10 protein-coding genes are annotated in these 11,956 nt (G+C 60.0%); 8 read left to right on the top strand and 2 right to left on the bottom strand.

Features of this window, described 5'->3' with window-relative positions; all coding sequences use genetic code 11:
• Positions 1 to 134 precede the first annotated feature (134 nt).
• The 8 genes from ACM6I7_RS18035 (at position 135) to ACM6I7_RS18000 (ending at position 8,837) form a co-directional block, all read left to right on the top strand.
• A complete protein-coding gene (locus ACM6I7_RS18035; RefSeq protein ID WP_096794733.1) occupies positions 135 to 470 on the top strand; it encodes a YceK/YidQ family lipoprotein in 336 nt (111 codons plus the stop codon).
• Positions 471 to 476: 6 nt separating this feature from the next.
• Positions 477 to 1,331 (top strand): DUF3800 domain-containing protein, encoded by an 855-nt coding sequence (locus ACM6I7_RS18030; RefSeq protein WP_150369514.1) that lies wholly within the window; start codon positions 477 to 479, stop codon positions 1,329 to 1,331.
• Positions 1,332 to 1,556: 225 nt separating this feature from the next.
• Positions 1,557 to 3,314 (top strand): carbamoyltransferase, encoded by a 1,758-nt coding sequence (locus tag ACM6I7_RS18025; RefSeq protein ID WP_007967355.1) that lies wholly within the window; start codon positions 1,557 to 1,559, stop codon positions 3,312 to 3,314.
• Positions 3,298 to 4,428: a glycosyltransferase gene (locus tag ACM6I7_RS18020; RefSeq protein WP_414888974.1), complete on the top strand. Its 1,131-nt coding sequence runs from the start codon at positions 3,298 to 3,300 to the stop codon at positions 4,426 to 4,428. Before ACM6I7_RS18025 ends, ACM6I7_RS18020 begins: the two co-directional genes overlap by 17 nt.
• Positions 4,428 to 5,324, top strand: coding sequence for an antimicrobial resistance protein Mig-14 (locus ACM6I7_RS18015; protein ID WP_096794735.1), 897 nt, complete (start codon positions 4,428 to 4,430; stop codon positions 5,322 to 5,324). The genes ACM6I7_RS18020 and ACM6I7_RS18015 overlap by 1 nt, the downstream gene beginning before the upstream one ends.
• Before the next feature lie 8 nt (positions 5,325 to 5,332).
• Positions 5,333 to 6,769, top strand: a complete 1,437-nt coding sequence (locus ACM6I7_RS18010; RefSeq protein ID WP_414888973.1) for a PIG-L deacetylase family protein — start codon at positions 5,333 to 5,335, stop codon at positions 6,767 to 6,769.
• On the top strand, positions 6,766 to 7,920 hold the full coding sequence (locus tag ACM6I7_RS18005) for a glycosyltransferase family 4 protein (protein WP_414888972.1): 1,155 nt from the start codon (positions 6,766 to 6,768) through the stop codon (positions 7,918 to 7,920). Before ACM6I7_RS18010 ends, ACM6I7_RS18005 begins: the two co-directional genes overlap by 4 nt.
• Positions 7,921 to 7,952: 32 nt before the next feature.
• Positions 7,953 to 8,837: a glycosyltransferase gene (locus tag ACM6I7_RS18000; RefSeq protein WP_414889038.1), complete on the top strand. Its 885-nt coding sequence runs from the start codon at positions 7,953 to 7,955 to the stop codon at positions 8,835 to 8,837.
• Positions 8,838 to 8,855: 18 nt separating this feature from the next.
• On the opposite strand, the gene ACM6I7_RS17995 is transcribed toward ACM6I7_RS18000, so the two are convergent.
• Together ACM6I7_RS17995 and ACM6I7_RS17990 are read right to left on the bottom strand one after the other, a co-directional pair.
• Complete coding sequence (locus ACM6I7_RS17995; protein WP_414888971.1) at positions 8,856 to 10,073, bottom strand: acyltransferase family protein; 1,218 nt, start codon at positions 10,071 to 10,073, stop codon at positions 8,856 to 8,858.
• Positions 10,073 to 11,935 carry an O-antigen ligase family protein gene (locus ACM6I7_RS17990; protein ID WP_414888970.1) on the bottom strand — a complete coding sequence of 621 codons (1,863 nt, stop codon included), beginning with the start codon at positions 11,933 to 11,935 and terminating at the stop codon, positions 10,073 to 10,075. The genes ACM6I7_RS17995 and ACM6I7_RS17990 overlap by 1 nt, the downstream gene beginning before the upstream one ends.
• Between the last annotated feature and the right edge of the window lie 21 nt (positions 11,936 to 11,956).

Here is an 11,956-nt window from a genome sequence, read left to right as displayed (position 1 = left end):
AAGCCCCAAAAAACTCCCGTTGAGCAATAGCGGACAAACTGCACTGACTTGTCCTACAGCTTCTCCAGAAGCCATGAACTGTGCCCGCTCCAGCCCCGATGCTAGCTTGCCCTGACCACTTCGGAGGGCAAGACTTGACCATCAAAAACGCTTTAACACTCAGCACCTGCGCATGGCTTTTATCCGGCTGCGGCACCGCCGCCTCGGTCCTGCAAATGGACGCTGACGTCGCCCGCGACATGCGCAAACAGAAAACCTACTGCCAATCGATTCCACGGATCTACAGCGGTCTGGCGTTCGACTTCTGTGTGCTCCACGCGCCCCCTGACCCCTCCGGCGTCCTGGTGCCATTCGTGTTGCTGGACCTGCCATTGTCCGGGGTGCTGGATACGGTGGTGTTGCCGTATACGATTTATCAACAGGTCGTGGATGGCAATATCGGCATCTATTGGCGAACAGATCGCGGGTAACTTTTTTTGCAATTTTCTCTGTTTGAAAACCAGAGCGAGTCGCAAGCGATTGTTGAAGCGGCAGCGCTCTTGTATCCGTCCGGGAGATACAGCGACTACATCGTCTATGTTGATGAAAGCGGTGATCAAGGGATGCAGAAGCTGGATCCCTATTACCCTATATTCGTGCTTGCTTTTTGCGTCTTTCAAAAAAGGCATTACTGCGAAAAGGTCATTCCGGCTGTCCAGAAATTCAAGTTCAACCATATGGGGCACGATCTGATCGTGCTGCATGAGCTGGAGATTCGAAAAGAAAAAGGAGCGTTCTCCAGCCTGTTCACTTCGAGAGTGCACAAGCATGCCTTTCTCGACGAATTGACCGGCATTATCGAGGCCATCAATTTTGTCCTGATCAGTTGCGTTATCGACAAGGCCTTGCTGCGCGAAAAGCAGGCATCTGCGGACAACCCCTACCACTTGGCTCTCGGCTTCTGTCTGGAAACGCTGCATGAGTTTTTGCAGGAAAAGCATCAACATAAAGTGTTAACGCATGTGATTTTCGAGCGGCGAGGCAAGCGGGAGGATAACGAGCTTGAGCTGGAGTTTCGCAGGGTTTGTGGCGGGTCTAACCGATTGGGGGTTCAACTGCCGTTTGACATCGTCTTCGCCACAAAACAAGTCAATTCCACCGGATTGCAGCTGGCTGATCTTGTTGCAAGGCCGATCGGCATGAGTGTTTTGAGGGCGGGTCAGGAAAATCGCGCGTTTGATGTGCTCAGGCGCAAGTTCTATTGCAGCGGTGGGCGGAATAAAGTTGGGAAAGGTTTCGAGAATTGGGGGTTGAAGGTTTTCCCTCCCCCAGAAAGCGAAAAGCCCCGGTGATCTCACCGAGGCATTAGCGCCGACCGGGATCCCCCAGCCCATTTGCACGGAAGTCTATGTTGAGAGGCTCGGGAGTGTCAACGCAAAGGCCGGCCAGTTCCGCTAGAGGCTTGTCGGCGCTTTTACGCTATAATCCCGCCCTTTAGCTGTCTCTCGCCCGGTGCGAGGGCACATCAATTTTCAAGGCGCATCGCGCCTGAATGCAGACTAAAGAGGCTAGACCCTGTGGCATTGACGATTCTTGGCCTGTCCGGCGCCCTTAGCCATGACCCTTCAGCCGCCTTGTACATCGACGGCAAGCTGGTGGCGGCGGCTGAAGAAGAGCGCTTCGTCCGCGATAAGCATGCAAAGAACCGCATGCCCTACGAATCGGCGAAGTTCTGCCTGGAACAGGCCGGTATCAAGCCGTCCGACGTTGACGTGGTGGCGATTCCGTTCGCCCCGATCAGCCTGTTCGGCAAGGCCCGCTGGCACTATGCCAAGCGTTACTGGTACGCACCAGATCGCGCCCTCGATGCGATCCTGATGGGCAACCGTCGCTACAAGCGCTATCGCAACAAGATCGTCTGGTGCCTGGAGCAACTGGGTTTTGATCCGAAGAAGATCAAGATCGAGCCGGTCGAGCACCACCTCGCTCACGCCTCCAGCGCCTACCACTGCTCGGGTTTCAAAGAGAAAACCGCGATCCTCGGCATCGACGGCAAGGGCGAGTACGCCACGACCTTCTTCGGTTATGGCGAAAACGGCAAGATCCACAAGATCAAGGAATTCTTCGATCCGGACTCCCTCGGCGGCCTGTACGGCGCGATCACCGAGTTCCTCGGTTTCGAGATGCTCGACGGTGAGTTCAAGGTCATGGGCATGGCGCCGTACGGCGATGCCAGCAAATATGATTTCTCGCGTCTGGCCTCGTTCGAGAACGGCGAGCTGGTGATCAACACCGACTACGCCAACGTGATCGGCTTGCGTCGTTACAAAGAGAAGGGCAAAGGCTTCTACTTCTCGCCGAAGCTGATCGAGTGGCTGGGTCCGAAGCGTGAAGGCGACATCGCCGACGAGCCGTACATCCACTACGCCGCCAGCATGCAAGCGCTGTTCGAGAAACTGGCGCTGCAGATGATCGACTACTACCTGGGCGACGTGCTCAAGGAAACCGGCAAGCTGGCCTTCGCCGGTGGCTGCGCGTTGAACGTCAAGCTGAACCAGAAAATCATCGCCCGCGATGACATCAAGGAACTGTTCGTCCAGCCTGCGTCCGGCGATGCTGGTACCGCGGTCGGCGCAGCAGCCTATGTGTCCCACGCCCGTGGCGTGCCGGTCGAGAAGATGGAACACGTCTACCTCGGCCCGTCGTACAGCAACGAAGACGTGATTGCCGCGTGCGCCCGTCACGAGAACAAGCCGACCTGGCGCAAGCTCGACAACATGCCGGAGCAGATCGCCAAAATCATGGTCGATGGCAACCCGGTGGCCTGGTTCCAGGGCCGCATGGAGTTCGGTCCGCGTGCACTCGGTGGTCGTTCGATCATCGGTTGCCCGAGCGTGGCCGGTGTGGCTGACCGCATCAACCACCAGATCAAGTTCCGCGAGCGTTGGAGGCCTTTCTGCCCGTCGATGCTCGATACCGTTGCACCGCAGATGATCAAGATCGATCACCCGGCGCCGTTCATGACCTTCACCTTCGAAGTGGCGGAAGAGTGGAAGACCCGCGTGCCGGAAGTCGTCCACGAAGACGGCACTTCCCGTGCCCAGGTGCTGAAGCGCGAATACAACCCGCGTTACTACGACATGATGAAGGCGCTGGAAAACCTCACCGGCAACGGCGTGTCGCTGAACACCTCGCTGAACCGTCGTGGTGAACCGATGATCTGCTCGCCGACCGACGCCCTGAACATGTTCTTCGGCTCCGATCTGCAGTACCTGATCATGGAAGACATTCTGGTGGTCAAAGAGGGTGCAAACGCTTATGACTCGCTCGGCTGAACGCCATGTGCTGCAGTTCTGTCACGGCTATGACGGGCCGTTCCTCGACTGCGCACGGCAGTACGCCAGCCTGTTCGCGGGCACCGGTTATCGGGTGACCACGGTCTTTCTGACCGGGGCCGCCGATAGCGAGGTGGCCGCAGCGTGTGCTTCCGATGAAGTGTTGTTCATGGAATACAGCTCCAAGGCCATTCGTGGCCTGAAGCTGGGCGCCATCGGTGATCTGCGCAAGATCGCCGCTTCACGCAATTTCAGTTTCTGCATCGCCCATCGCTTCAAGCCGATCTACATCGCCTTGCTCGGCACGTCGCTGCCGGTGATTGGCGTGCACCATGCGTTTGACGATTACAAACGTGGCACGCGCAAGCTGTTCGCGCATATTTTCCGCAAGCGTCTGAGCCTGCTCGGTGTGTCCGACGCGGTACGCGACGACATGCGGCGCTGCCTGCCGAAATGGCCGTCGACCCGCATCCAGACCTTGTACAACCGCATCGATGTGCCGGCCTTGCAGGCCAGTCAGGTGTCGGCCCGCGAGGCCCGCGAGACCCTCGGTCTGGCGGCGGATGCGTTCATTGTCGGCAACGTCGGACGGCTGCACCCGGACAAGGATCAGGCCACCTTGCTGCACGGCTTCGCCGCGGCGTTACCCGGACTGCCGGGCAACAGTCAGCTGGTGATTCTCGGCAAGGGCCGTCTGGAACAGGACCTCAAGGAGCTGGCGCGCGAACTGGGCATCGGTGATCGGGTGTTGTTTCTCGGTCAGGTGCCGGACGCGCGCAATTACTTCCGCGCCTTCGATGTGTTTGCCCTGAGCTCCGATCACGAACCGTTCGGCATGGTGCTGCTGGAGGCCATGGCGGCCGACGTGCCTTTGCTCGCCACTGCCTGTGGCGGGGCCAAGGAAGTGGTCGAAGGTGTAGGGATTCTGTTCCCGCTGGGCGATGCCGAACACCTTGCACAAGGCCTGCAACATTTGGCCGGTATGGATGATCAGCAGCGCCGGCAGTGCGCCGAGCTGATGCTCGATCGCCTGCGTGAGCGTTTCTCCGACCGTGCGGTGCGCGACACCTTCTGGCGTCTGCCGCAAGTTACCGATCTGGCACCGAGGGGCTGATGCTCAACCGATTTCAAGGCTGGCGCGAACGTGGCTGGTCGCCCGTTGACGCCTCCACCTATGCCAGCGCCTGGCAGCGTTTTGGCGGCAGCGTCGCGACGCATCCTTTGGTAGTCGAACGTCTGGCTGATCTGGCCGGCATCCCGGTGCGCTATCTGGCCTGGGAGCAGGACGGTGAAGTCAAAGCGGCAATCCCGACCTGGGGCCGCGACTTGGCCCTGTCCAAGGACGTGCTTAAGCGCAACGGCAAGAAAGGCCTGTTCGACCTCGGCAATGCCGAGCTGATCCTGCCGGCCGCGGTCGATGCCCAGGCACCCCTGCGCCATCGCGCACGCTATCTGTCGGCGCTCAACGAAAACCGCTTCAGCGGCCTCAAGTTGCAGACCGAACAACTGGCCATGGCCCGCACCCCCGAAGAACTGTCGAAGAAGTTCCGCTACAACCAGCGCCGCGAACTGCGCCTGCTGGAGGAGGCGGGTGGCGTGGTGCGTCCGGTTGCCGAGTTCTCCAGTGCCGAACTGGCGGCGATCTACTGTGATCTGTTCCAGCGCCGCTGGGGCTTCCCGGCCACCGGCGCGGCGCGCATGGCCGAAGTCATCGAGCTGCTGCGCGAACTGCTGATTGGCTCGGTGATTTTTCTCAACGATGCGCCGATCGCCATTCAACTGGTGTACCGCGTCGAAGCGCCGGAGTGGATCAGCGTCGAGTACATCAACGGCGGCGTCGATCCCGAAACCCGCGAATTCAGCCCCGGCAGCGTGTTGAGCTTCCTCAATACGCAAAGCGCCTGGGAACACGCGCGCGCCCTGAACAAGCCGCTGCGGTTTTCCTTCGGTCGCGCCGACCGTGAATACAAGGATCGCTGGTGCAATCCTGTGCCGGTGTTCACCGTATGAGTCAGCCCATGAGCCGCAAACAGCAACTGCTCAAGCGTCATCGTCGCAATAAACGCATTACCTTGCTGATCGCCCTGAGCGTGTTGATCGCGCTCGGTGTGCTGGTCGCGTGGTGGTTGCCGCTGGTGCTCGCGGTGGTTGGCTGGGTCGCCCATGAAGCGTGGTTTGCCGATCACCTGTTCTATTCGCCGAAAGACGATTACCAGTACAGCTTTCCGCCGTTCACACCGCAGCCGAAGGTGCATTTGAGCGGCGAGCAATTGCGCCTGGACGAGGGTGTGATGCTGGTCGACGAAGCGACGTTGATCCTCGTGGTAAAGGTCAAAAGCACTTGGCTGGGACGTTTTCTCGATCCGCGCGTGGAACTGCTCGGCGGGACGCATCCTGATGCACAAACCTTCGAGCGCGGGGTCAATGGCCTGCGTTACCTGAACCTCAGCGGTCAGGCGCAAGCCTTGGCGCAAGGTCAGTTGCGCTTGCGCGGGCGCTTTTGCCGGGTCTTTGGCGAGCCGGTGCTGTGGGCGCTGGAGCAACCAGACTACCGACGTCAGCGGGTGATGGTGATCGCCCCGCACGCCGACGATGCCGAGCTGGCCGCCTATGGCTTGTACAGTCAGGCCGATGAAGCCTGGATCGTCACCCTGACCGCGGGTGAGATCGAAGCCGAATACTATCAACAGATGGGCATGAACAAGGTCGAGGCCGCGCGGCTCAAGGGCCGTCTGCGTGCCTGGGACAGCCTCGCCGTGCCGCGTTGGGCCGGTGTGCCGCAGGAACACTGCGTGCAACTCGGTTACTTTTGCCTGCAACTGGCGGCGATGCAGGCCGCGCCGAATCAGGCGGTGGGCTCGCGCGAAGCCGACCTGAACGACACGCGACTGTTTCGCCAGTTGAATCCGTTCACTCTGCCGGGCGATGTCGATGGTGCGCCGACCTGGAACAACCTGCTGGCCGACTTGCGTGAAGTGCTGTTGCGCGCGCGTCCTGAGGTGATCGTGCTGCCGCACCCGACTCTCGATCCGCACCCTGACCATATCTGCGCCCAGCAAGCTGTTTTGCAGGCGCTCCAGGGTCTCGACTGGCAGCCGACGCTGCTCGGTTACGCCAACCACTTGCACGACAACGACCGCTGGCCGATGGGCAACACCGGGCAGGGCATTGCCTTGCCGCCGGCCTTCGATTCGGCGGTGCCGATGCAGCCTTTGTGCCTGCCGCTGTCCATCGAGCTGCAACGGGACAAGGCCATGGCGCTGGGCATGATGCATGACCTGCAGCCGCCGGCACCGTTCAAGCGTCGCCTGCGCCGGGTTATCCAGCGTGTGCTCGCCGGGCGGGCTGGGTCGGTGTACGGCGAAAACGAATTTTTTCGAAAAGCAGTCAGGCGCCAGGAGTTGTTCTGGCTACTGAAGCACGGTGAGACAGGCGTCCAGCGGGGAGAGTCATGAGTCAACGGTTCAAGGTGTTGCAGCTGCAACCCGACTACAACGTCAAAGCCCATGACTTTGCCGACCTCGCCGAGCAGATCGTCAAGGCGCTGCCGAGCGATCGCTATGAGATCACCGCGGCTTTCCTGCGCGGCAAACCGGGCCCGGGCGAGCCGGTAAGCCGGGCCGACCATTCGGTGTACTTCGAGTTTTCCGACAAGTCGCTCAAGGGCATGCGCCTGCGGGCGATGTGGCAGTTGTACAAGTTCTGCCGCCGGGAAAAGTTCGACGTGGTGATCTGCAACCGCTTCAAACCGGTGAACATGATGCTCGCGCTCAACCGCTGGTTGAAGGTGCCGCTGTGCATTGGCATCTCCCACGGTTTCGGCGAGTATGATCGCTTTTACCGGCGTCGTCAGACTCAGCGTCTGATCGATCGGCACTGGCGCTTCGTTGGCGTGTCACCCGCGGTCAAACAGTACCTGCTCGATTGCGATTGCGGCTTTACCGACCAGAACACCTACGCCATCACCAATGCCATAGACATCGTGCAGGCCGAGGGCCTGCAGCACAGCCGCGAAAAAGCTCGCGAGCTGTTGGGCCTCGACCCGAATGTGCGCTTGATTGGCGCACTGGGGCGGCTGGTGTCGGTCAAGGGCCACACCTATCTGCTGCAAGCCTTTGCCGCGCTGAAAGACAAATACCCGAACACCCAACTGGCAATCATCGGTGCCGGGCGCTTGCAGGCACCGCTGGCTGCGGAGATCGAGCAACTGGGCCTGAGCGGTCGCGCGCACCTGCTGGGTTTCAAGGAAAACGCTCTGCAATACGTGCGTGCGTTCGACATCTGGACCATGCCGTCGCTGGCCGAAGGCCTGGGTCTGGCCTTGCTCGAAGGCATGAGCGGCCATTTGCCGGTGATCGCTTCGAACGTGCCGGCGATGTTGCCGCTGATCGAAGGTGCCGGTGGTCTGGCGATCACGCCCAAGGACGTGCCGAGTCTGGTCGCCGCGCTGGATAACTATCTGGCGCTGTCGGACGACGAGCTCAAGGCCAAGGGCGAACAGGCCTACCGTTATCTGCAGGAACAGCACGACATCGAGGTGTTCCGTCAGGAATACCTGGACCTGATCGACTCTGGCCTGGAGCAGGCCCGCAAGGAACAGCCGTGAGCGAAGAGAAAACCGTGAGCGAAGAAAGAGTCATGAACGAAGCCAACGCCCTCGTCACCGTGATCATCGCCTCGTACAACCACGGCCCGTACATCGAGGAAAGCATCCTCAGTGTCCTCAACCAGAGCTACAAGAACATCGAGTTGCTGGTGGTCGACGACGGTTCGAAGGACGACAGCGTCGAGCGCATCAGCGCGTTGCAGGCGCAGTACGGTTTCGATTTCCGTGTGCAGCAGAATCAGGGCCTGACCAATACCCTCAACGGCGCTATCGCGCGTTCGAAGGGCAGCCTGATTGTGCCATTCGGCTCCGACGACATCATGTACCCCGAACGTATTGCCACCCAGGTGGCGTACATGGACGGCAAGCCTGAAGTCGGGATCTGTGCCGGCAATATCGAGCTGATGCACGCCGACGGCAGCCTGTATCCAGAGAAACGTCAGCGCCGCGACGTGCCGTTTCGCCGCCTCGATTTCGACGACATGTTTCTTGAACGCAAGCCGTATCCGCCAGCACCGACGTTGATGATCCGTCGTGAGGCGCTGGAAAAGGTGGGAGGGTTCGATCCGACGATTCGTCTTGAAGACCTGTACATTGAGCTCAAGGTGACCCGGTCTGGCTACTTCATCGACGGTTTGAACGTGGTGATGGCGCGCTACCGCAAGCACGCCACCAACTCGTACAAGAATCATCGCTTCATGATCGAGAACATCCTGCGCACCTATGCGCTGTTCAGCGATCATCCGCTGTACGACGAAGTGCGCTTCAAGGCGCTGAACTCGATGTTCCTCAAGACCGCCAACCGCAATCGCAAGCTGGCAAGGGAGTTGCTGGCGCAGATCCCGTTCAAGGCCTGGAACAAGAAGACCTGGCGCGGACTGGGGCGTTTACTCTTTTCCCCGCTGGAAAAGGACTGAGGCCGCGGTCGCCCGCGCTCAGCGAGCGACCTTCTCCGGCAGGCGCTTTTCGCCCTTCTGACGCTGGCGCAGCCAATGCACAACCTTCTTGCCAGCAGTCATGCCCGGCTGCTCGATATAGAGGAACGTCACGCTGCTGATCAGAATCAGCAAGCAGGTGCAGACGGCCACCAGGGGCAGGTACACCGCCGTTTCCCGCGCATCGATATTCAGCAGCAGCGGCAGCCGTTGCACCATCAGCCATAGAACGAACCCGTGCAGCAGATAGGTGCTGTAGCTGATTTCGCCGAGCCAGCGAATGCTGCGTGGTTTCAGCGCGCCGAACAGATTATTGCCGGACGCGACGATCACGAAAAACAGTCCCAGCAGAAACAGCGGTGCAGTCTTGAATGCCCGACTGAACGCGGTGAACGCAATCACCAGCGCGAGCACGGCGATGATGCTCGCCAGGCGTGACTGGCTCCATGCCACGAGCGCCGGTCGGCGAATCCAGTAGGCGGCGGCGATGCCACCGAGGAAGCTCGCCAGAAAGTGTTTCTTCAGCGAATGTTCCCAGCCGATGACCTGGTACAGCGTGTAGATGCCGATCAGGCACAGCACCACCTGCAACCAGCTGCCGCGGTAGATGAACACCAGCCCGGCCAATGGCAGCGCCATGTAGAAAAACACCTCATAGGCCAGCGTCCAGGTGACGTTGGATATCAGCATGCCGGAGTGGCGGTACTGGTTGATGTCCGGGCGGTCGAACGTCAGCCAGGCGAGGATCTGTTTGAACAGCTCCAGGCCAGGCTCCTTCATTTGCCAGCCCTGCAAGTGGAAGATCGAGACGAACACCAGCAGCATCAGTGGCAGATAAAGCGGATACAGGCGAAATACCCGTGACACGCCGAACGCCAGCCAGTCATGGTTGCGTCCCTGCGCGAGCAGGCGGCTCCAGAACAGAAAACCGGTGATCATGAAGAACAGCGCGACGCTGCCCTGACCGAGCATCGAATAGAAGTTGCTCGGCGGAAAGTCGATCACCCCGGTGCGCAGGAAAATCCAGGTGATGATCGAGTGGTGCACGAACACACCAAACGCCAGATAGCCACGCAGGCCGTCGATGCTGGCATATCGACTTTCGCCGGAATGCTGCAGGTGCCGAGCGATTTTCGGCACCGCGCGCACCAGCAGGGCGGAAGTGACGATGGCCAGCAGATAGGCTGCCAGCGCGATAAGCGGATTGGTTTCGATCATCAATGAACCCGAGCCGGGGTGTTGCCGGCCAGCACTTGCCTGTGCAGATTTTCAACCGCGGATTTAGACGCCGTCATGGCGTATCCCTGGAGCAACGCATCGAGGTGATCCTCGAACAGCCAGCGTTTGTCGACAGTGTAACGTTGCATATGACGTAAATTGCGTTGGCGCAGGGAAAGACTGAGCGGGGTAGGGTAGATGCGCAGGTCGGCCAGATCGATCAAGCCGAACTCGCCGTCTTCCAGTACCAGTACGTTGCCCAGGTGCAGCGAGCGGAAATAAACGCCTTTCTCGTGCAGTTGCGCCATGAATTTGCCAAAGCGCTCCACCAGCGCCTGGCGCACCGCCGGAGCGGTAATGCTCTGCAGCACCTGACGCAGCGTGTGCCCCGGCAACGGCGCGTAATGCACAGCGCTGCTGCCATCGTCGAGACGGTACAGGTTCAATATTTGCGGGGTCGGGATGCCCATCTGACGCAGTTGTTCGCTGTTGACCGCGAAACGTTCGGAGTAGGGATTGAAGCTGCCGGAGGTGTACCAGCGGCGACGGCGGAACAGCTTGAGGAAACTGCCGTCGGTCAGGCGCAGGACTTTCGGGCCGAGGCCATCTTCTTCAATGATCTGGGCCGTGCTGCTCATGTGCTCCAGATCAGCGGTCGCAAGCTTTTGCACCGGCTGGGTCAACAGGCGCCGCGCGCGTTGATTGATGCTCAACGCTGCGATCAGTGCCAGCGGGATCCACAACAGGAACCAGTGCTCCTTGGGCCGCGAGATTATTCCGCCGCCTTCGGTCAGCCCGGCGCCAATACCGAATACCAGCCAGGTCGAGGCAATGATCAGCAGTGGCTGCACACGCTGGCGCCAACTGCTCAGCAGGCCCCACAGCAGGAAGAACAGCCAGGGCAGCAAGCCGATGATGCCGACGTAATACAGCACACCCAGGATAAAGCTGTGCGGCTCCTGAAAGCTGATGCCGTTACCGGGGTCTATGGCAAGGCTGGCGCTGTAGCCATGACCGATCCATGGATGATCGGCAATCATGTGCAGTACCTTCTGCCAGATTTCCAGACGATAGGAGTCGCCACGTTCGGTGATCATCTGCGAAAACTGCGTAATGACTGCTACGCCGCTCATGACCAGCGCGATCAGTAACCCCACCGAGCGCTTGTTCCAGCAGATGAAACACAGCCACAGCGCCGCCATGGTCAGTGCCACCAACGGCGTCCGGGAACCGGTGCCGATCACGGCCATGAACATGATTGCCATCGCCGGCAAGCTGAGCCACATCATCTGGCGACGTTTGCAGGTCATGGTCACGCTCAGCCAGTAGGCGCTGAAGAAGCCGAACAGGTGCGAGCTGAGCAACGGGTTATCGAAGGCACCACCGCCGATCAGGCGCATGCCCGGCTCATAAACCCGGGCGAACATGAACAGGAAAATGGTCGTGGCAATCAGCGCGACCAACGCGGCGCCGAACAGCAAGGGTTGCAGGATGTCGCTGCGGTAGCGCACCAGCAGGTAGCAGCCGGCAAACAGCAGCAAGGTATGCAGTGGCGGCTTGAACATTCCGCCGAGCGGCTCCCCGCCCGGCCCCCAGGCGAGGCTGAGCAACGCCCAGGCGGCGAACAGCAGGGCCGCGATGAAAATCGGCTCGCGCAGCAGCTCCTTGAGTTCGCGAGGGCGCAGGCACAGCGCGATCAGTGTCGGAATGCTGAACAGGCCATAGAACAACTTGTGATGCAGACTTCGACCCGGCAAAAAGAACAGCGCGCACAGGAGCAGGAAAAAACCGGTGGGAAGAATCCACAGGCTAATGAAATCGAAAATCCGATTGGACGTACTGCTGAAGCCGCGAAGTTGCATGCTGTGAGATTCATTCCTGAG

Source organism: Pseudomonas sp. IT-93MI4, assembly GCF_949767635.1.
Lineage (GTDB): Bacteria > Pseudomonadota > Gammaproteobacteria > Pseudomonadales > Pseudomonadaceae > Aquipseudomonas > Aquipseudomonas putida_A.
The sequence above is the reverse complement of the archived record's forward strand: the minus strand, read 5'-3'. Positions and strand labels throughout refer to the sequence as shown.